The organism is Dactylosporangium sp. CA-233914 (assembly GCF_050942935.1).
In the GTDB taxonomy this organism is placed as follows: domain Bacteria; phylum Actinomycetota; class Actinomycetes; order Mycobacteriales; family Micromonosporaceae; genus Dactylosporangium.
Genome location: NZ_CP192030.1, coordinates 12,756,562 through 12,776,508 on the forward strand (window position 1 = coordinate 12,756,562; position 19,947 = coordinate 12,776,508).

Here is a 19,947-nt window from a genome sequence, read left to right on the forward strand (position 1 = left end):
AGATCAGGCGGCCACCGCGGCGACCGGCTGCGCGACGGCCGGCCTCGCCTGACGGGTCTTGAACAGCAGCAGGGAAAGAGCCGCGGCCGAGATCGACAGGCCACCCGCGATGTACCAGGCCAGGTCGTAGTTGCCCAGACGATCCCGCAGCAGGCCGGTCGCCGTCGCCGCGATCGCCGCGCCGAACTGGTGGGACGCGAACACCCAGCCGAAGACCACGGCGCCGGACGAGCCGAAGTACTCGCGGCACAGAGCGACGGTCGGCGGCACGGTGGCGACCCAGTCCAGGCCGTAGAACAGGATGAACACCAGCATGCTGGGGCGAACGGTCGCGGCGAAGAGGGCCGGCAGGACCAGCAGGGACAGGCCGCGCAGGGCGTAGTACCAACCGAGGAGGACCCGGCTGTCCATGCGGTCGGTCAGCCAGCCCGAGGCGATGGTCCCCGCGATGTCGAAGAGGCCGATGAGCGCGAGCAGCGACGCCGCGGTCGGCTCGGCCATGCCGTGGTCGTGGGCGGCGGGAATGAAGTGGGTGCCGATCAGGCCGTTCGTGGTCGCACCGCAGATGGCGAAGCCGCCGGCGAGGAGCCAGAAGGCCGGGGTCTTCGACGCGGTGCGCAGGGCGCCGAGGGCGCGGCGGGCGGCACCGGTGGCCGGGGGCGGGGGCGGGGCCGCGCCGCCGGTCGCACCGTACGCGGTGACGCCCAGCTCGGCGGGGTGGTCGCGCAGGCGCCAGAGGACGAGCGGCACCACGGCGAGGGCCGCACCCGCGACGGTGAGGGCGGCCGAGCGCCAGCCGTGGTCCTCGGCGAGCAGGGCGAGCACCGGCAGGAAGACGAGCTGGCCGGCGGCGCCGCCGGCGGTGAGGACGCCGGTGACCAGGCCGCGGCGCTTGACGAACCACCGGCCGGTCACCGTGGCGACGAACGCCAGCGCCATGGAGCCGGTGCCGAGGCCGACCAGCACGCCCCACAGTGCGATGAGCTCCCAGCTGTGCCGCATGAAGACGGTGAGGCCGCTGCCGGCCGAGACCAGCAGCAGCGCGTACGCGACGACGCGCCGGATGCCGAAGCGCTCCATCAGCGCGGCGGCGAAGGGCGCCGTCAGGCCGAACAGGAGCAGGTTGATCGACACGGCCAGCGAGATCGTGCCCAGCGACCAGCCGAACTCGTCGTGCAGCGGGTGGATCAGCACGCCCGGCGTCGCGCGGAAGCCCGCGGCACCGACCAGGGCGACGAACGCGACGGCGGCGACCAGCCAGGCCGGGTGGAGTCGTTTCACAAGAACATTGCATCGGATTCGGTACCGCGGGACGAGTGGCCCGACAGCCATCATGCGCAAGAATTGGGCCATGAGTGAGCAACACCTGGTGGCGGTCGTGGCCCTGGACGGGGTGGTGCCGTTCGACCTGGGCACGCCGACGCAGATCTTCGGGACCGCCCGGGACGAGACGGGGCACAGGAAGTACAAAACCCTGGTCTGCACCCCGGGCGGCCGGCCAGTGACGACGGCGGCCGGTTATCGGGTGACCCCCGACCACGGCCTGGACCTGACCGAGCGGGCCGGCACGGTCGTCGTGTCCGGCATCCACGCGGGCGACCCGGTCGAACGGGGCACTGTTGATCCCGTCATCGCGGACGCGCTGCGGGCCGCGCACGCCCGCGGCGCCCGGATCATGTCGATCTGCACGGGCGCGTTCGTGCTCGCGGCGGCCGGGCTGCTCGACGAGCGGCCCGCGACCACGCACTGGTGGTGGGCGGAGAAGTTCCGGGAGTTCTTCCCGCAGGTGAAGCTCGACGCCGACGTGCTGTTCGTCGACGACGGCGACGTGCTCACCAGCGCCGGCGTCGGTGCCGGCATCGACCTGTGCCTGCACGTCGTGCGCACCGACTTCGGCAGCGAGGTCGCCAACCGGGCGGCCCGGCGCAGCGTGGTGCCGCCGTGGCGGGACGGCGGGCAGGCGCAGTACATCGAGCGACCCCTGCCCCGCCCGAGCGACGCCACCCTGGCCGCGACCCGCGCCTGGGCGGCCGAGCGGCTGGATGCGCCGCTGTCGCTGCAGGACATGGCCGCGCACGCGACGATGAGCGTGCGCACGTTCACCCGCCGCTTCCGGGAGGAGACCGGGGTGAGCCCGGCGCGCTGGCTGCTGCAGCAGCGCGTCGACCACGCCCGCGCCCTGCTGGAGAGCACCGACCTGCCGGTCGAGGTGGTCGCGCGCCGCTGCGGCCTGGGCACGGCCGCGGGGCTGCGCCAGCACCTGCAGAGCACGATCGGGGTCGCCCCGAGTGCGTACCGCCGCACGTTCCGGGTTGTGCCGGAGCGCGCCGGCGGGTAGGCAGGGATAAGCGATCGCCGTCGATCCCTATGGGAGGTACCCGTGCGAAGGCTCATCCCCCTGGCCCTGGTTGCGCTGCTGCTCGCCCCGGCCGCCCCCGCGGCGGCGGCCGCGACGGCCACCGGACCCACCGCGACCGGCTACGGCGGCGCGGTCGCGTCCGTCGACCCGACCGCCACCGCCGCCGGCCTCAAGGTCCTGCGCGAGGGCGGCAACGCCGTCGACGCCGCGCTCGCCGTGGCTGCCACGCTGGGCGTGACCGAGCCGTTCTCGTCGGGCATCGGCGGCGGCGGATTCTTCGTGTACTACGACGCCCGCACCGGACGCGTGTCGACCCTCGACGGCCGGGAGACCGCGCCGCGCTCGATGGGCGAGCAGGCCTTCGTCGACCCGGCGACCGGGCAGGCGATGGCGTTCCAGGAGGCGCGGGTCAGCGGGCTCTCCGCCGGCGTGCCCGGCTCCCTGGCCACGTGGGACGAGGCGGCCCGGCGCTGGGGCACCCGCCCGCTCGCCGCGGCGCTGCGCCCGGCCGCCCAGGTCGCCCGCGACGGCTTCCCGGTCGACGCGACCTTCGCCCAGCAGGTCAGCGACAACGCGGCCGCGTTCGCCCAGTTCGACCCGACCGCGAGGCTGTTCCTGCCCGGGGGCGCCCCACCGGCGGTCGGCAGCACGCTGCGCAACCCGGACCTCGCCGCGACGTACGACCTCATCGCCCGCCGCGGCACCGGCGCCTTCTACAGCGGCGAGATCGGCCGGGACATCGTCTCGACCGTGCAGCACCCGCCGGTGGCGGCGAGCCCGGCGCAGTCATGGCAGTACCAGATCCGCCCCGGCGGTATGACACTTTCCGACCTGCGCGCCTACGACGTCCGCCGCCCCGCCCCGACGAAGGTTTCCTACCGCGGCTACGACGTCTACGGGATGGCCACCCCGTCGTCGGGCGGCTCCACGGTCGGCGAGGCGCTCAACATCCTCGAGAAGTCCGACCTGTCGAAGCTCGGCAAGACCCAGGCCCTGCATCGGTACCTCGAGGCGAGCGCCCTCGCCTTCGCCGATCGCAACCGATACGTCGGCGACTACACGCCGCGCCCGCTGCTCGACGCCCTGCTGAGCGACGGCTTCGCGGGCGAGCGCGCCTGCCGGATCGACCCCGCGAAGGCCCTCGCCAAGCCGGTCGCCCCGGGCGCGCCGGACGGCCGGTACGATCGTCACTGCGCCACGACCTCGGGCGGCGCGACGCCGGACAAGGGCCTGTCGACGACCAACCTGACGGTCGCCGACAAGTGGGGCAACGTGGTCGAGTACACGCTCACGATCGAGCAGATCGGCGGCAACGCGATCGTGGTGCCGGGCCGCGGCTTCCTGCTCAACAACGAGCTGACCGACTTCAACTTCACGCCCACCCAGGGCACCGCCGCCGACCCGAACCTCCCGGGCCCGGGCAAGCGCCCGCGCAGCTCGATGGCCCCGACGATCGTCCTGCAGCACGGCAAACCGGTGCTGGCCCTGGGCTCCCCCGGCGGCTCGACCATCATCACGACGGTCCTGCAGATCCTGGTCAACCGCCTGGACCTGGGCATGACCCTGCCGCAGGCGGTCGCGGCCCCGCGCGCGTCGCAGCGCAACACGGCCGCGATCACGGCGGAGCCCGCCTTCATCGACTCGGCCGAGGGCAGGGCGCTGACGGCGCTGGGCCACTCGTACACGCCGATGGCCGAGATCGGCGCCGCCACGGCGATCGAGTTCCTCCCGCACGGCAAGCTGCTGGCCTGCGCCGAACCGGTCCGCCGCGGCACCGGCTCGGCCGGCACCGTGCGCTGAACCGCCCATGCACAAGAAGACGCCCCCGCCGGGAAACCGGCGGGGGCGTCTCCATCACCACGGCTGAGGAGCCGGGGGAGCCACGACCGGCGGGCGGTCGTCGCAGGTGATGGTGTTCGGCAGCTCCCACGGGGCCAGCCACGGGCCGGTCGTGCCGCCGCCGTCGTTGCCGCCCAGGTCGGTCAGGGAGAACTCCGAGCCGGCCGGGGTGAAGTGGAACGAGCCGCAGTTGTTCACGCCGACCGCGCCCACGTTGCGGGCGTCGACGTTCTCGAAGGTGGCGGAGCCGGCCACGCGGGCGCTGACGACCGAGGTGCCGGTGCCGTCGACCTTGATGTTCTTGAAGTGGACGTTGGTGATCGAGTACTGGTCCTTCACCGGGAAGTCGATGACCAGCATGATCGCGTTGTAGGTGTTGTCGAGGAAGTTGTCGCCGACGACCTGGATGTTCGCGTCGATGTCGCGCTCCAGGGCGTACAGCCAGATCGCGCCGAGCCCGATGTTCCAGTTGAGCTCGTACGTGCCCGACCGGACCGTCGTGTTGCCGGCGACGTTGATCGTGCCGGCGAAGGGCTGGGCGCCGAAGCGGGTGCCCAGGTGCAGGGCGCTGCCCTCGCGGATCGGGTCGGCGACCAGGTTGTTCGACACCGTGATGTCCTTGCCGCCGTAGATCGCGATGCCGTTGGCCAGCGTCGGGGTCTGCACGGTGTTGTGGTCGAACGTGTTGTTCGCGTTCGTGGTCGTCTCCGCCCACATGGCCAGCGCGTCGTCGCCGGTGTTGCGGAAGAAGCTGTTCGACACGGACGAGTTGGTCACGCCGGTGTGGAAGTTCAGGCCGTCGGCGATCTGGTCGACGACCGTGGTGTTGGTGACCCTGGTGTTGTTCATCGGGCCGTCGAACCACAGGCCGACCTTCGTGTGCTGGATGTACAGCCCGTCGATGGTCGAGTCCGACATGGCCCCGCCGATGCCGTTGACCTGGTCGGTGTCGATGCGCTCGCGCACGTCACCGACGATCGAGAAGCCGGACAGGTGCACGTTGCGGCTGCCGCCGTCCTGCGCGTACTTGCCGTAGAAGCCGACCCCGGTGTGGATCGACTTGTCGGGCAGGGGCTCGCTCAGGGCGACCTCGTGGCCCTTGATGATCGTGTACCACGACCCGGCGCCCTCGATCGTCACGTTGTCGACGACGATGTGGCGGTTGACCTGGTACGTGCCCGGCGGTACGTACACCTTGAGGTGCGTCCACCTGGCGAAGGCGATCGCCATGTCGAACGCGTCCGCGGAGTCGCGCTTGCCGGTCGGGTCGGCGCCGAAGAACAGCACGTTGGACGCGATCGGGTTGATCTTCGGGGCCGCGACGAGCTGGGAGTCGAGCAGGTCGATCGCGGTCCAGGCGGCCTTGCTGCTCGCCGGGGCCGTGAGCCGGACCTTGTCGCCCGCCTTGTAGGTCTTGCCCAGCAGCAGGCGCTGCTCGTCGTAGAAGTGGAACGGGCGGAACGGCTTGGTGATCTGCGGCGCCGGGGTGGTGGCGGCCGGCACGCAGCCGCACTCGGTGATCCACCAGTCGGAGTGCAGCAGGTCCGCGTTGGGGTCGTTGGTGAACGGGTACTGGTTGTACAGCCAGGAGTACTGCGAGGTCAGCGTCATCGTCTGCCTGGACTTGCCGTTGACCGTCACGTCGAGCGGCGCCGTGATGCCCCCGCCGTTCGGGGCGTCCGGAATGCTGTACCGCACATTGATCGCGTTCGCCGAGCTCGGCAGGGTGAACTCGACGTACTGCCCGGGCGCGAGCTTGACCGCCGAGCGGCCGGATGCCTCCGCGGGCAGCGTGTACGCCGTGCGGTCCGGGCCGATGACCACCCCGTTGGTCGCGGCCTGCTCCCCCTCCTGCTCGGCGAAGCCGACGTTCGCGCCCCGGCCCGCCACGAGCGCGGGGTCCAGGCCGGCCCGCGTGACGGCCGGCGCCGCGGACGCGGCAAAGGCGGTGGTGCCACCGGTGACGATGAGCCCGAGGCCGACGACGGCCGCGGTCGCCACCGCGGACCACCGCGGTGGTGCTCCTGTGGTGCTCCGTGACATCGATTGACTCGTTTCTCTCGGGTAGGCGGGCGCACCCGGTGCATCGATGGCGGGCGTAGACGCTCGAGGCGGGGTGTGGGAGCGACAGCCGTGAGGTGAGGTGACAGTAGGGCGACCGCACCCCCTTGCACAAGGTTTCGCGACATAATTGCGTAACGCTGCAGCCTTCTTGCACGGGCAAGCCCGTGGGATTGCAGTGTGATGTCCGAAATGGACGGACTACGCGACCCGGGCCGCGGCCGTCACGGCGGCGCAGATGCGCTCGAGGTCGGCGTCCTCGGTGACGTACGGCGGCATGGTGTAGATCAGGTCGCGGAACGGGCGCAGCCAGACGCCGTGCTCGACGGCCGCGCGCGTGGCGGCGGCCATGTCGACGTCGTGGTCGAGCTGCACGACCCCGATCGCGCCGAGCACGCGCACGTCACGCACGCCCGGGACCTCGCTCGCCGGCGCGAGACCCGCGCGCAGGCCCTCCTCGACACGCTTCACCGCGCCGGCCCAGTCGCCGGACAGCAGCAGGGAGATCGAGGCGTTCGCCACCGCCGAGGCGAGCGGGTTGCCCATGAACGTCGGGCCGTGGGCCAGCACGGGGGTCTCGCCGCGGCTGATGCCCTGCGCGACGCGCGGGACACAGAGGGTGGCGCCCATGGAGAGGTATCCGCCGGTCATCGCCTTGCCGAGGCACATCACGTCGGGCGCGACCCCGGCGTGGTCGGCCGCGAACAGCACTCCGGTGCGGCCGAAGCCGGTGGCGATCTCGTCGAAGACGAGCAGGACGTCGTGCTCGTCGGCGAGCTCGCGCAGCGCGGTGAGGTACTGCGGGCTGTGGAAGCGCATCCCCCCGGCGCCCTGCACGACCGGCTCGACGATGATGCCGGCGATCTCGTCCCGGCGCTCGCGCAGCGTCGCGTCGATCCGCTCCACGTATCGGGGGTCGTACTCCACCGGCGGCTCCGGCACGAAGACCTGCTCGGGCAGCACCCCGCGCCACAGGCTGTGCATGCCCCCGTCGGGATCCGTCACCGACATGGGGTGGAAGGTGTCGCCGTGGTAGCCGCCGCGCCAGGTGAGCATCCTGGTCTTCCCGGTGCGGCCGAGCGAGCGGTGGTACTGCAGGCACATCTTGACCGCGACCTCGACGGCCACGGAGCCGGAGTCGCACAGGAACACGTGCCGAAGCGGGCCGGGCGTGATGTCGACGAGCGTCTTGGCCAGCCGGATCGCCGGCTCGTGGGTCAGTCCGCCGAACATGACGTGGCTCATCCGCCCCAGCTGCTCGCGCACCGCCTCGTCGAGGACCGGGTGGGCGTAGCCATGGATCGCCGCCCACCACGAGGACATCCCGTCGACGAGCTCCCGGCCGTCGGACAGGCGCAGCCGCACCCCCGACGCCGACGAGACCAGCAGCGGGGCCTGGGTCGCCGGCATCGGCGCATACGGGTGCCAGACGTGCTCGCGGTCCAGCGCGGTGAGTTCGTCGTCGACGGGCATGCCCCCGACGATATGTGGTCAGCTCGGCTGGGCGATGTTCACCATCCACTGGATGCCGAACTGGTCGGTGCAGGAGCCGAACTCGTCGCCCCACATCTGCTTCTCCAGCGGCATGGAGACCTTGCCGCCGGCCGACAGCTTCCCCCAGTAACCGCGCAGCTGCTCGGCGTCGTCCCCGCTGAGGCTGATCGTGATGTGATCACCGGGGTTGAGCGGCATGTTGGCCGGCGTGTCCGACGCCATGAGGGTGTATCCGGCGGGCGTCTCCAGCTGCGCGTGCATGATCTGGTCGGCCACGACCGATTCGTCGGAGCCGTACTCGCCGAACGTGTTCATGCGCAGCTCGCCGCCGAAGACGCTCTGGTAGAACTCCATCGCCTGCCGCGCGTTGCCGCGGAAGTTGATGTACGGGTTGAGTCTCGTGGCCACAACAAACTCCTTTGGTCGTGTGACGTGCGCGATCAACCCGAGACTAGTTCCGCACCGGCGCGCGCGATGCCAAAGCGTCCGACGTTCACGCCTGCGCCACCAGCGCGTCCCCGAGCGCGGTGCGGCGGTACAGCACCGAGCGCCCGGCCCGCGCCGAGCGCACCAGGCCGCAGCGGCGCAGCACCGCCAGGTGGTCGCCGACGGCCCCGACCGCCAACCCCAGCCGCGCCGCCAGGTGGGTGGTGCTCGCGGGCTCTTCGAGCGCGAGCAGCAGCCGGGCCCGGGACCGCCCGACCAGCTCGCCCAGCGCCCCGCCGGCGGCCGGCTCCGCCTCCCACAGCGCCGAGATCCCGCGGGCGGGGTACACCAGCGCCCGCCGCCACGGCGGATCGGTGAACACGCTCACGCCGGGCCAGACCAGCGCGGACGGGATCAGCAGCAGCCCCGCCCCGTCGGACGGCACCGCCTGGACGCCCCCGTCGTGCTCCTTGGTCAGCTCGATGGCGTCGCGGCGCCAGCGCACGCGGCCGTGCAGGCCCGCGAACGCCGCCGCCCAGCCACCCTCGCCCAGGCGGCCGGCCCGGTGCACGACGTCGCTCTCGCAGATCGCGCGCAGCTGTGGCCAGTCCGGGGCGAGCAGCGCCGGCCACGCCGCGGCCAGCGCGTCGGCGAGGCGGTCGACGACGTCGCCGGACTCCAGCACCCGCAGTACCGCATCCCCGGGCTTCGGACCCGCGGCCAGGGCCCGCGCGATCTCCCTGCGCGCGACGGGCAGCGGCGTCGCCCGCACGGCCGCGACGTCCGCCTCCCACGTCTGCTGCATGCCCGCCGCCGGCGGCGGGCCGATGAAGTCGGCGCCGTAGCGCGCCGTGTGCAGCGCCAGCACGGCATCGAGATCGGTCTCCGCCCGCAGGCTCTCGAACGCCGGCCGCAGCCGCGCGAACGGGCCCAGCGGCGCCAGCCCGGCCAGGCGGCGCAGCAGCGCGCCGAGCTCGAACAGCAGGGACACCGCGAAGCGCGTGTGCAGCAGGTCGGCGGCGGCGACCTCGAGCCGGATCACGCTCCGACCTTACGTCGAGGGACGAAACAATAACCCCGCATGCCGTACCCGCCGGAGCCTGATCGCATGACGACGTACTCGGCGGTCTGGCGTGACGCCACGTTCCGCGTCCTCCTCGGCACCCGCACGCTGAGCATCCTCGCCGACACGCTGCGGATCGTCGCGCTCTCGCTGCTGGTCTACGCCGCGACCGACTCACCGGCGCTGGCCGCGCTCGCGTACGGGATCGGGTTCCTCCCCCAGCTGCTCGGGGCGAGCGTGCTCGGGGCGCTCTCCGACCGCGTCCGGCCGCGGCGGCTGATCGCGCTCGGCTACCTCGCCGAGGCCGCGGTCGCCATTTCGCTCGCGGTCGCGCCGCTGCCGGTCTGGGCGAGCCTGCTGCTCGTCGCGGCCGGGGCGCTGCTCACGCCGGTGTTCATGGGCGCGCAGAACGCGCTGGTCGCCGAGGTGCTGACCGGCGACGCGTACGTGCTGGGGCGCTCGCTGTCCAACATGGCCTCCTCGCTCGCCCAGCTCGTCGGCATGGCCGGGGCCGGGGTCGCGGTCGCCGCGCTCGGCGGCCGGCGCGCGATGCTGCTCGCCGCGCTCGGCCACGTGATCGCCGCGGTCTGGACCCGGCTGGGCCTGACCGACCACGCGCCGAAGCCGGGGCCGCGCACCGGCCTGGCCGCCGCGAGCTGGCGGGGCAACGCGGCACTGCTGCGCGAGCGCACGGTCCGCCGCCTGCTGCTCGTCCAGTGGCTTCCGCCCGCGTTCATCACCGGCGCCGAGGCCCTCATGGTCCCCTTCGCGGCCACCCGCGGCCTCCCGGCGAGCGTGGCCGGCTGGCTACTGGCCGCGATTCCCATGGGCATGATCGCCGGCAACCTGGTGGTCGGCCGCTGGGTGAGCCCGGCGGTCCGGGAACGCCTGGTCGCGCCGCTCATCGCCCTCATGGGCCTGCCCTGCCTGGCGTTCGTCGCGCCCGTCCCCTGGCCGGTGCTGGCCGCCGCCCTGACAGTGGTCGGCGTCGGGTTCGCGTTCGGCCTGGGCGTGCAGGCCGAGTTCCGCGACGCGCTGCCGCCCGACGGTCGCGGTCAGGCGTTCGGGCTGCTCAGCACCGGCCTCATGACCGCGCAGGGCCTGCTGCCGGCGCTCGCCGGCCTCCTCGCCGAGGGGCTGCGCCCCGGCCTGGTCGTCGGCCTGCTGGGCGGGGCGACGCTGCTGTGCGCGCTGGGTGCCGCCCCGGGGTTCGTACGCGACCGCGGCGGCCGGTCGTGGTGTAGAGATGAGGCGTGACGGTCGAGGAGGAGCTGCGCACGCTCGCGCCGCAGGTGCTGGGCATCCTGATCCGGCGATACGGCCAGTTCGACGCCTGCGAGGACGCGGTCCAGGAGGCCCTGCTCGCCGCGGCGCTGCAGTGGCCCTCGGAGGGGGTGCCCGCCAACCCGCGCGGCTGGCTGATCACGGTCGCGGTCCGGCGCCTGACCGACCAGTTCCGCTCGGACGACGCGCGCCGCCGCCGGGAGCAGACGCTCGCCACGCTGGAGCCGCCGCCGGCGCAGGACGCCCCGGCCCACGACGACACGCTGACCCTGCTGTTCCTGTGCTGTCACCCGGCCCTGTCACCCGCCTCCCAGTTGGCCCTGACGCTGCGGGCGGTGGGCGGCCTGACGACGGCCGAGATCGCCAGCGCGTTCTTCGTCCCCGAGGCGACGATGGCCCAGCGGATCAGCCGGGCCAAGGCCAAGATTAAGTCGGCCGGCGCCCGGTTCGCCCCGCCGCCGCCGGACGAGCGCGAGCAGCGCCTCGAGGTCGTGCTCCAGGTGTTGTACCTCATGTTCAACGAGGGCTACACCGCGAGCTCCGGCGCGGATCTGCACCGCGGCGACCTGACCGCGGAGGCGATCCGCCTCACGCGCGAGGTCCACCGCCTGCTGCCCGACGACGGCGAGGTGGCCGGGCTGCTCGCCCTGATGCTGCTGACCGACGCCCGCCGCCCGGCCCGGGCCCGCCCCGACGGCGCGATCGTCCCCCTCGCCGACCAGGACCGCACCCTGTGGCTGCGCCCGATGATCGACGAGGGCACCGAGCTCATCACGCGCACGCTGCCGAAGGCGCCCCCGGGCCCGTACCAGCTGCAGGCCGCCATCGCCGCCGTCCACGACGAGGCCGCCACCGCCGGGGAAACCGACTGGCCGCAGATCGTGGCGCTGTACCAACTCCTGGCCCGCGTCGCCCCGAACCCGATGGCCACCCTCAGCCACGCCGTGGCGCTCGCGATGGCCAAGGGCCCCTCGGCGGGCCTGCGGCTACTGGCCACCCTCGACGCCGACGACCGCATGGCCTCGCACCACCGCCTGGCCGCGGTGCGCGCGCACCTGCTGGAGATGTCCGGCTCGCCGGCCGAGGCCCGGGAGTGGTACTCACTGGCCGCCAAGCGCGCGACGAGCCTCCCCGAGCAGCGCTACCTGCAACAGAAGGCCGACGCGATCCAGGTGCCCTGAGTCCGGCTATCGGCCGCGGGCCACGTTGACGATGCCGCGGACCACCTGGACCAGGCCCCAGACGATCGGGCCCCAGGCGACCAGGTAGACCCGGATGTCCGCCATGTACGTGCACACGGTGATCGCGACACCGACGGCGATCAGGATCAGGCCCATGATGATGTCGCGCTTGCCTGTCTTGGCCCCGGCGCTCACGGCCGCCGGCGGCGGCTGTACCTGCATGTACTGCGGCTGCTGGCCGTACGGCGGCGGCTGCTGGCCGTAGGGCTGCTGCGGCTGGCCGTAGGCCGGCGGGGCCGAGTTCGGAGGCTGGCCGTAAACCGGCGGGGCCGAGTTCGGGGGCTGACCGTAGGCCGGCGGGGCGCTCTGCTGGGGGTACGGCGGGACGCTCTGCTGGTACGGCGCGGGGTTGGGCGGCTGGCCGTAGGCCGGCGGGGCCGAGTAGGGCTGCTGGCCGTACGGCGGCTGGGGCTGGGGCTGGCCGTAGGCGGGCGGCTGCTGCCCCGGGTCGGAGGGGTATCCAGGCTGCATTTCGTGTGGGTCCTGTCAGGTGATCGGTTCGCCGCAGCGGGTGCGGGCCGCTGTGAGGTGGTCGAGGAGGCGTGGGCTCGGACCTTTCCGCTCCGCCACCCGGCAATGCGTCATCCCGTCGGTCACCGCGTCCTCCCCGTGCACGCCGGTAACCGACCCTTCGAGGGTCCAGCGCACGGTAACAGTCGATGACCTGAGGCGAAACTCGCGTTTAGGATTCACACGTGTTGTACGTCGTGTTCGACGACACCGGCCGCTGTCTCGTCTCTCGCGACGACCCGGCGCCGAGCGGCCGCGCCGAGCGGGCCGACTACGACGGCGTGGTGGCGATCGCGCTCGCCGCCCCGCACGATCAGGACTGGGCCGCCACCGCGCCCGACCTCGACGGCAACCGGCTGCTCGCCGGCAGCGTCATGCTCGTCGTGGCGGGCGCCACCCTGGCCGCGTCCGCGCTGGTCAGTCCCTGGGTCGCGGTGCCCGCCGGTGCGGCCGCGACGGTGTACGTCGGCCGCCGTCACAACATCGCCGCCGCGCGGGCCGAGGCCCGGTGGGCGTCCCGGCACCGGATACTCGACACGCGTGCCGAGGTGGCCCGGTTCCGGCGCGCGTTCGACGCGGCGCGCACGATCCTGGTCGCCTGGCCGTACTTCGCCGAGCTCGTCCAAGTCCCGTCGCCGCGCCGCGAGGTGTCGGCGTCGCTGTGGACGATCGCGGGGCTGCTGCGCGACCACGCCGACCTCGCCGAGCAGCACGTCGCCCTGAGCGAGGCGCGCTTCGGCGACCTGCCGGCCCATGCCTCCGTCCGCGGCGCGCTCGACGAGCGGCTGGCCCGCGTCGAGGCCGCGCAGCGGGCGCTGTCCGCCGAGATCGACCGCCGCCTGGAGCCGCTGACCGACCTGGCCGCCCGCAGCGCCTCATTCGTACGGGCCGAGGCGGCGACCCACGTGGCCCACGAGGCGGTCCGGCGCGCCGACGAGGCAGTGCGCCGAGCGGACGAGTCACTCGGCCGCGTGGCGGCCCCGGCCGCACCGCCGGACGAGACCCGCGAACTGGCCGAGCGCACGGCCGCGATCATCAAGGCCTACCGCGAGCTGACCGACCGCACCTGACCAAGCCCCGCAACAGCACCTGAATACTGGTTTGCCGCGATAAATCTGGTCGCAGGGCGCCGGATCTATCGCGACAAACCAGTCATCGATGACCGGCGGCTCAGCAGCGTCGGCCGCTGTTGATGCAGGCGACCGCGTAGTTCATCAGCTGCGTGGACATCACGTTGGTGAAGTCGCCGTGGTCGGTGTTCGGGTTGTGCAGCTGCTCCGGGAACGAGTCCAGGGCGAACTGGCCCGCCGCCTGGCGGTCGAACGACAGCGTCATCGTCAGCCGGGGCACGGCCACCGTCTTCTTCGGGCACTTGCCGCTGGCGAGCGGGAACACGATGTGCGAGCGGTGGTTGGCGCTGTCGATGTTCTTGCCGTCCCAGCAGCTCGGGAACTCGAGGACCCGCTGGATCTGGCTGCCCTGCGGGCACACGGGGTACTTCGTCGTGGTGCGGTTGGTGAACCCGCTGCAGGTCCACTTGGCGCGGGCGTTGGCCGGGCCGTTCGTCAGCGCCTTCGCGTCGCCGGTGATGATCCGGATGAACTGCGGCATCGCGCGGACCTTCGACTGGCTGTTGCCCGAGAACTCCAGGCGCACCCCGGTCGGCTCCAGGATCTGGCCGAGGTTGCCGTCCAGCCCGCCGCCGTCCTGGTTGGCGTCCGGGCCCTGGCGGTTGGTGCGGCGCAGGACCGGCCAGTAGTAGGCCGACTTGTCACCGAAGCGGCAGGTGGTGCCGGCCGCGGCCAGGCTCTCGTTCGTCGAGTTGCCGTCCGTGGAGACGTTGCCGACGTAGTCGTGCACATGGTGGGCGCCGTTGGTCACGCCCGGGGCCACGATGAAGTTGTCGGAGTTGTGGTGGCCCTCCTTGTTGGTGCCGCACTGCGACACGAACGTGCCGGTGGCGGCGTTGCGGCCGTTGCGGTTGCCGTTGCCGCGGGCCGGCTGGACCTGGCGGATGTCGACGAAGTCGCCGCCGACCGGGCCGCCCATGTCGGCGTGGCACTTGTCCGGCACCTTGGTCGAGGTTGGACTCGGCGCCGCCGAGGTCGGGCTCGCGCTCGACGGCGCCGAGGTATTGGGGTCCACTGTGGACTTCGCCGACGCCGTGGGCCTTCCGGTCGGCTTCCCGTTGTTGCCGTTGCTGTTGTTGGCGTTGCCGTTGTTGTTCTGGCGCTTCGCGGGGGTGCCGGCGCACTCCGGGGCCGGACCCTGGTCGTTGGGCCAGCGCGCGGCTTCGGCGAGCGCGTCCGGGCCCTCCTCGGCCGAGGCGTAGTAGGAGACGGACAGCATCGCGCCGATGACGACGATGCCCGCACCGGCGGCGGTCCACCACCGCACCCGGCGGCGTCCGGGTCGTTGCTGTTCCAACCTGCTCACGTCCTTCCTCAGAAAGCGGGACGGCGCCGGGCGCCACGCGTGCCGCGAAAGATGCGGTAGGCGGCGAAGGCACCTATGGCCAGGGCCAGGCCCGCCACCGCCCAGACGGCGTCGGGTTGCGAAACCCCGGCTGGGGCTTTGTTCGTGGCGCCGGGGGGAGCGGCGGCCACACCCGGTTCGGGCAGAGCCCCGAAGTCGACGTTGCCGATGCTCTCCAGCAGCGTCATGTGCTTCATCACGACGTTCACGGCGGTCTGTGCGAAGTTGCGCACGAGTTCGTTACGGGTGCCGGAGCGGATGGATGAGACCAGCGCGAAGACCTTGCCGTGCGCGGCGCGCAGACGGTTGGCGAAGGTGCTGTCGAACTGCTCGCCGGTCTGGCCGTTGAGCTCGTTGAGCCAGCCCTGCTGCTCGTCGCTCGGCTTGTCCGGCAGCGGCACCCTGAGCTGCGCCGAGACCTGCCGCACCTGCTGGTCGAGGCCGGCGTGGTCGGTCGCGAGCTGGCGGCCGACCTCCTTGACCCGCTCACTGGCCGCGCGCGTCTGAGCCATCGTGCCGGCGGGGCCCTCCCAGAGCCCCGCCTGGCGCACCTTGGTGAGGAACTCGCGGTCGACCGGGCCGAGCGGGCCGGCGCTGGTCATCGTCCAGCCCGCCGGTAACGCAGTGCCGGTCGGCTGCGGCCCGGTCACGGCGACCTGGACCGGATTCTGCTGGTATCCGGCCGACCCGGCGCCGGCGCCGGGGGCGTACCCCGTCGCCGGCATGGTCTGCGCCGCATTCGCCGAGCCACCCGCCTGGCCGCCGGTGAGGGCGGTCCGCCACTGCGGCACGGCCAGAATCACACCCACCGCCCCGGCGATGAGCAGCCACCAGGGCCACATGCGGCGGCGCGGCCACGGGCGGCGGCCGGCGCCGTCGGGCTCGACGGAGAACATCAGTAACCGCCTGATCCGCCGTCGCTCGTCGCGGTCGGCTGCGCGGAGGCGCCGGGGGGCTCCACCGCGGTCGGCGCGGGCGTGGGCAGGCAGGTGAGGTTCTTCTTGCCGTCGGGGGCGACGACGAACCAGACGCCGCCGACGTTCTGGCCCTTCCAGGCGCCCGGCTTCGGGTCGCCGATGTAGCGGTACACGGGCCAGCCCGCGAGCGTGATCTGGCGCGTGCCGTCGGCGCGGGTGACGGTTCCGACGACCGCCGGGTCGACGTCGGTGAGGTCGGGGTTGCCGTCGGTCAGCGCCGGCGGCCAGACCTGGGCGCACTTGTCCACGCAGTTGGACTTCGGCGGCTTGGCCGTGTCCTTGTCGAATCGATACAGCACGAAGCCGTCCTGGTCGAGGACGACCTTGCCCATCTTGGGAATCGTCGCCGCCTTGAGCGACGTGGTCAGCGGCGCCGCGGGTGCGGTGGACGCGGGCGCGCCGCTCTCGCCGACGACGTCGGCCAACGCGGGTATCTGTTGCTGCGCCGCGTCGTAGTCGGCGGCGTCGGCGCCGCCCTGGGGCGCGCACGCGGTCAGGGCGGCCAGCGCGGTCGCCGCCGCGGCGCAACCCGCCACGGTGGCGGTGAGCCTCGTTGCTGCCACTGCGTCCTCCTCGGTCCGATCGCTTGGCGTATCTCGTGTTCTGCCAAGTGGTACGGGCACCGAGGGCACCGGGACTGAATGATCCACAGTGGACAAATTCACAGGTACTGCTGCGGAAATCGTCGAACTATCGCGGGCTGCGCTGCGTATCACGTTTTGCGTCGAGCGCGGCGCGCAGCGAGCGCAGGGCGTAGTACACCCGCGACTTCGCCGTCCCCAGCGGCAGCCCCAGCAATTCGGCGGCCTCGTTCACCGTGCGGTCGCGCAGGTACGTCTCGACGAGGATCTCGCGGTGCGCGCGGCTGAGGCTGCGCAGCGCGTCCATCACCACCATGCCGGCCAGCACGCGCTCGGTCTCGTCGGACTGCGCGAGATCGGCCAGCCACAGCTCGTCGAGGTCCTGGCCGTAGGTCTCGCCGGCCCGGGCGCTCGCGCTGCGATGCTCGTCGATCGCGATGCGCCGGGCCACCGTGAACAGCCACGGGCGCAGCGAGCCGACCGCGTTGTGGTCGAAGCGGTCCGCGTTGCGCCAGGCCCGCAGCAGGGTCTCCTGCACGATGTCCTCGGCCCGCCCGCGGTCGCCGCCGGTGAGCCGCGCGACGAAGCGCAGCAGCGCGTCGGCGTGCTCGCGGTAGAGGGCGACCAGCAGCTCGTCGTCGGGGTCCCGGGCTTCTGTGTGCCGCCCGGTGCGGCGGCCGTACGTCTCGATCATCGCCTCACCGTTTCGGGGCAGCCATGCGCAGCGCGAGTGCCGGGCACATCGCCACCGCCTGCACGGCGACGGGTTCGAGCCGCACCGGCACCGGTGCGTCGAGGAAGGCCGGATAGCCGTTGCCGTCCAGCCGGATGAGATCCGGGGCCACGTCGGCGCACAGTCCGTGCCCGTCGCAGCGGGACCAGTCGACGTGCAGCCGGCGCGTGCCGCCATCGTCGCGGGCGGTAGGCACCGGCAGCACCCCGGCGACCGGGCGCCCGCAGTCGCCGGCGCGGGCGTGGCGGGCCAGGTCGTCGGCGAAGACCTCCAGGGCGGAGGTGGCGAATCCGGCGGTACCGTCGGGATGGCTGCACGCACCGCGGCCCTTGACCCCGGCCGCGGCCGCGCGCACGACGGCGGGGTCGCCGGAGCCCGAGGCCAGGCCGTCCACGGCCCGGGCCAGGTCCGGCAGCCCCAGCCGGCACGGGCCGCACTGGCCCGCCGACTCCGCCGCGAGGTAGCGCACCACCCGGGCGACCTCGCCGACCGGGCACGTATCAGGCCCGATCGGCAGGATGATCCCGGCGCCGAGCGCCCCGCCGGCCGCGGTCATCCCGCGCCGGGAGACTTCGGCCCGCGACGCTGCCGACATGTCCAGCCAGCGGCCGTGGAAGCCGCCGGTGAGCACGGCCGGCCCGGCCGGCACGGCGCACAGGTCGAGGACGTCGGCCAGCGGGGTGCCGGTCGGGCACTCGACCACGGCGGGGTGCCGGGCGCTGCCGGTGACGCTGAGCAGGACCGTCCCCGGCTCCTTGCCCGCGGCGTCGCCGACCTCGCGGTAGCGCCGCGGCCCGATCCGGGCGGCGATGGCCAGCTGCGCGTACGTCTCGGCGTTGGACAGCAGCGTCGGCTGGTCGGCCACGCCGCCGTCGCTCGCCCGGCGCTTGATGCCCGGCGGGATGTGCGGGAAGCCGTTGATGCCCTGCACGAGCGCGCCGCCCTCGCCGGAGATGAACCGGTGCGGCACCCGCACCACGCGTGCGGGCACCGGCAGGTCGCGCTCGGCGACCGCGGCGAGCAGCGAGCGCTCCCCGACGCCGTCGTCGGCGACGCACAGCACGATCTCCACGGCCCGCAGCGCCCACGCGACGAGCGCGGCGCCGTCGAGGATCAGGTGCGGCGCCCGGGACAGCAGGACCTTGTCCTTCCACGCCGCGGGCTCGCCCTCGGTGGCGTTGACGACCACGAACGGCGCGAGCATGCGCCGCTCGACGGCGTCGGCGACCGCCTTGACCTTCTTGTGGAACGGGAATCCCGCGCCGCCGCGGCCGGTCAGCTTGATGTCCTCGGCCAGCTCGATCAGCGCGCGTTGGGACAGCGGGCCGATCGGGCCGTGGACCTGCTGGTGGTCGCGCAGGTCCAGCCGCTCCGCGCGATCGAGGCCGGCGGTCAGCCGAGCCGGGCCGATCGACAGCACGGTCGGCACCTGGATCTCGGCGACGGTGGCGCCGCGGCCGCGTGGGCTCATCGCGCCTCGCCCCGCAGCCGGCCCCAGTACTCGAGATCGTCGTCGTCATCCGCCCGGTGCCGCCGGCCGCTCCCCTCGCTCCGGCGCGCCTGCTCGAGCCGGTCGCGCTCCTGGCGGCGCAGCTCGCGGCGGGTGTCGAGGTTGACCAGCGTCGGGGTGTCGTCGTCGGCGTACCGGTCGGCCTCGGCGGCCGCCGCGGCGGCCGAGCGACGGGCGGCGAACCGATCCCGCAATGTCATCGGCGCCGCCGGCTCCTCAAGGGGCTCGGGGTCGCTCGCGTAGGGGTCGTAGTCGTCGTAGACGGGGGTCGCGACGCCACGGAACGACTGCGCGGGCTCGTAGTAGTCGGTGGCGTACGGGTCCGGCGGTGCCGCGGGCTCGGCGAAGGGCTCGATGAAACTGTCCTCATAGGACGGAACCGCGGTCACCGGCACGGCCGTCACCGGCGCGGGCGCGACCGGCTCGCGGCGGTAGTCGGCGCGCAGGTCGGCCGGGGCGTCCTGGTTCCACAGCTGATCGGCGGAGGGCGCGTCCCAGCGGAACCGGTTCCCCGAGCGCGACGAGCGGTTGGCGCGGCGGTCGTACCCGGCCGGCTCCGGCCGCCCCACCGGCGCGATCTCGGTCGTGGTGCGGTCGGCGGCGAGGCGCTGCCGACGGCGGTTGCGCTCGGCCGACAGGCGCAGGCCGAGCGCCACGGTGGTCAGGAACAGCAGCACCAGGTAGCTGGCGCTGACCCACACGGCCGGCGGGCGGCCCGCGTTGAGGCCGTGCCACAGGGCCACCGGCCAGCACAGGTAGGCCGTCGCGTGCAGCGGCCGCCACATCCAGGGCTTGCCGGTCTGCGCGAAGCGGGCGCGGACCATGCCGGTCCACATGACCAGGATCATCAGGTACGCCGCGAGGGTGCCGACCCCGATCGCGAACGGCGCGGTGGTGAAGGGCACCAGCGCGCCGAAGACGCCGACCCGCCCGGCGACCAGCTCGGTGCCGATGTGCAGGAACAGGCAGGCGATCGCGACGATGCCGAGCGTGCGGTGCACGGACTGCACCCACACGCGGTGCCGGGCGACGAGGATGATCCGGTCGGTGGCGACCAGGCCCACGATCACCGTCAGGGTCAGCGACACGAGGGTGAAGACGCCGCAGTAGAAGACCAGGAACCCGAAGAGCTGGGTCAGAGTTTCGCGCCCGCCGCCGGTCAGCACCCCGAGGAGCAGGAGCCCGGCGAGGGCGGCCAGCCCGACGTTGACCGCGGACGGCGGACCGCCCCGTGTGGATCGACCGCGTGGTGAGGGAACCCCGCCGGAGCCCGGCGGGTGCGGCTGAGCCATTGCAGTTCCTCTATCCTGTTCGGCGATTGCCAGCGGCTTCCCACCGGCCGGCGAAACCAACCTAGGCAGGCGGTTACCAACGGGTCAATTTAAGTTTCATCG

At 73.0% G+C, this 19,947-nt stretch carries 17 protein-coding genes; 5 read left to right on the forward strand and 12 right to left on the reverse strand.

Translation table 11 applies throughout. The features are described 5' to 3' along the window. Positions 1-3: 3 nt before the first annotated feature. Positions 4-1,332 (reverse strand): MFS transporter, encoded by a 1,329-nt coding sequence (locus ACQPY0_RS57130; protein WP_432995852.1) that lies wholly within the window; start codon positions 1,330-1,332, stop codon positions 4-6. A gap of 1 nt (position 1,333) precedes the next feature. On the opposite strand from ACQPY0_RS57130, the gene ACQPY0_RS57135 reads away from it, so the two are divergent. Both ACQPY0_RS57135 and ggt read left to right on the forward strand, forming a co-directional pair. Further along, complete coding sequence (locus tag ACQPY0_RS57135) at positions 1,334-2,338, forward strand: GlxA family transcriptional regulator (protein ID WP_432981735.1); 1,005 nt, start codon at positions 1,334-1,336, stop codon at positions 2,336-2,338. Positions 2,339-2,380: 42 nt separating this feature from the next. Further along, positions 2,381-4,159, forward strand: coding sequence for a gamma-glutamyltransferase (gene ggt / locus ACQPY0_RS57140; protein ID WP_432981738.1), 1,779 nt, complete (start codon positions 2,381-2,383; stop codon positions 4,157-4,159). 54 nt (positions 4,160-4,213) lie between these two features. Here the strand turns inward: ggt and ACQPY0_RS57145 are convergent, their stop codons facing one another. The 4 genes from ACQPY0_RS57145 to ACQPY0_RS57160 form a co-directional block, all read right to left on the reverse strand. After that, the gene (locus ACQPY0_RS57145; RefSeq protein WP_432981741.1) at positions 4,214-6,241 is read right to left on the reverse strand and encodes a glycosyl hydrolase family 28-related protein; all 2,028 of its coding nucleotides are present in this window, start codon (positions 6,239-6,241) and stop codon (positions 4,214-4,216) included. 219 nt (positions 6,242-6,460) lie between these two features. Beyond that, positions 6,461-7,732 (reverse strand): adenosylmethionine--8-amino-7-oxononanoate transaminase, encoded by a 1,272-nt coding sequence (locus ACQPY0_RS57150; RefSeq protein ID WP_432981744.1) that lies wholly within the window; start codon positions 7,730-7,732, stop codon positions 6,461-6,463. Between the two features lie 18 nt (positions 7,733-7,750). After that, positions 7,751-8,161, reverse strand: coding sequence for a VOC family protein (locus ACQPY0_RS57155; RefSeq protein ID WP_432981747.1), 411 nt, complete (start codon positions 8,159-8,161; stop codon positions 7,751-7,753). A gap of 85 nt (positions 8,162-8,246) precedes the next feature. Then, positions 8,247-9,221 carry a DUF5937 family protein gene (locus tag ACQPY0_RS57160; RefSeq protein WP_432981750.1) on the reverse strand — a complete coding sequence of 325 codons (975 nt, stop codon included), beginning with the start codon at positions 9,219-9,221 and terminating at the stop codon, positions 8,247-8,249. Between the two features lie 66 nt (positions 9,222-9,287). On the opposite strand from ACQPY0_RS57160, the gene ACQPY0_RS57165 reads away from it, so the two are divergent. Next, complete coding sequence (locus ACQPY0_RS57165; RefSeq protein WP_432981753.1) at positions 9,288-10,499, forward strand: MFS transporter; 1,212 nt, start codon at positions 9,288-9,290, stop codon at positions 10,497-10,499. Next, positions 10,496-11,707, forward strand: coding sequence for an RNA polymerase sigma factor (locus tag ACQPY0_RS57170; protein ID WP_432981756.1), 1,212 nt, complete (start codon positions 10,496-10,498; stop codon positions 11,705-11,707). Before ACQPY0_RS57165 ends, ACQPY0_RS57170 begins: the two co-directional genes overlap by 4 nt. Positions 11,708-11,713: 6 nt before the next feature. Here the strand turns inward: ACQPY0_RS57170 and ACQPY0_RS57175 are convergent, their stop codons facing one another. Then, positions 11,714-12,238 carry a hypothetical protein gene (locus tag ACQPY0_RS57175; RefSeq protein WP_432981759.1) on the reverse strand — a complete coding sequence of 175 codons (525 nt, stop codon included), beginning with the start codon at positions 12,236-12,238 and terminating at the stop codon, positions 11,714-11,716. Positions 12,239-12,462: 224 nt separating this feature from the next. Between ACQPY0_RS57175 and ACQPY0_RS57180 the strand changes: the two genes are divergently transcribed. After that, positions 12,463-13,347, forward strand: coding sequence for a hypothetical protein (locus ACQPY0_RS57180; RefSeq protein ID WP_432981762.1), 885 nt, complete (start codon positions 12,463-12,465; stop codon positions 13,345-13,347). Positions 13,348-13,447: 100 nt separating this feature from the next. Here ACQPY0_RS57180 and ACQPY0_RS57185 read toward each other — a convergent pair whose 3' ends face one another. From ACQPY0_RS57185 to ACQPY0_RS57210, 6 genes are all read right to left on the reverse strand, one after another. Then, positions 13,448-14,713: a DUF1996 domain-containing protein gene (locus ACQPY0_RS57185; RefSeq protein WP_432981765.1), complete on the reverse strand. Its 1,266-nt coding sequence runs from the start codon at positions 14,711-14,713 to the stop codon at positions 13,448-13,450. Between the two features lie 8 nt (positions 14,714-14,721). Next, on the reverse strand, positions 14,722-15,648 hold the full coding sequence (locus ACQPY0_RS57190) for a DUF4142 domain-containing protein (protein WP_432981768.1): 927 nt from the start codon (positions 15,646-15,648) through the stop codon (positions 14,722-14,724). Further along, positions 15,648-16,292 carry a hypothetical protein gene (locus tag ACQPY0_RS57195; RefSeq protein WP_432981771.1) on the reverse strand — a complete coding sequence of 215 codons (645 nt, stop codon included), beginning with the start codon at positions 16,290-16,292 and terminating at the stop codon, positions 15,648-15,650. The genes ACQPY0_RS57190 and ACQPY0_RS57195 overlap by 1 nt, the downstream gene beginning before the upstream one ends. A 127-nt stretch (positions 16,293-16,419) precedes the next feature. After that, entirely contained in the window at positions 16,420-17,004 is a 585-nt protein-coding gene (locus ACQPY0_RS57200) for a sigma-70 family RNA polymerase sigma factor (protein ID WP_432981774.1), read from the reverse strand. A 4-nt stretch (positions 17,005-17,008) separates the two neighbouring features. Beyond that, on the reverse strand, positions 17,009-18,514 hold the full coding sequence (locus ACQPY0_RS57205; RefSeq protein WP_432981777.1) for a ferredoxin: 1,506 nt from the start codon (positions 18,512-18,514) through the stop codon (positions 17,009-17,011). Continuing rightward, positions 18,511-19,845 carry a hypothetical protein gene (locus ACQPY0_RS57210; protein ID WP_432981780.1) on the reverse strand — a complete coding sequence of 445 codons (1,335 nt, stop codon included), beginning with the start codon at positions 19,843-19,845 and terminating at the stop codon, positions 18,511-18,513. Before ACQPY0_RS57210 ends, ACQPY0_RS57205 begins: the two co-directional genes overlap by 4 nt. Between the last annotated feature and the right edge of the window lie 102 nt (positions 19,846-19,947).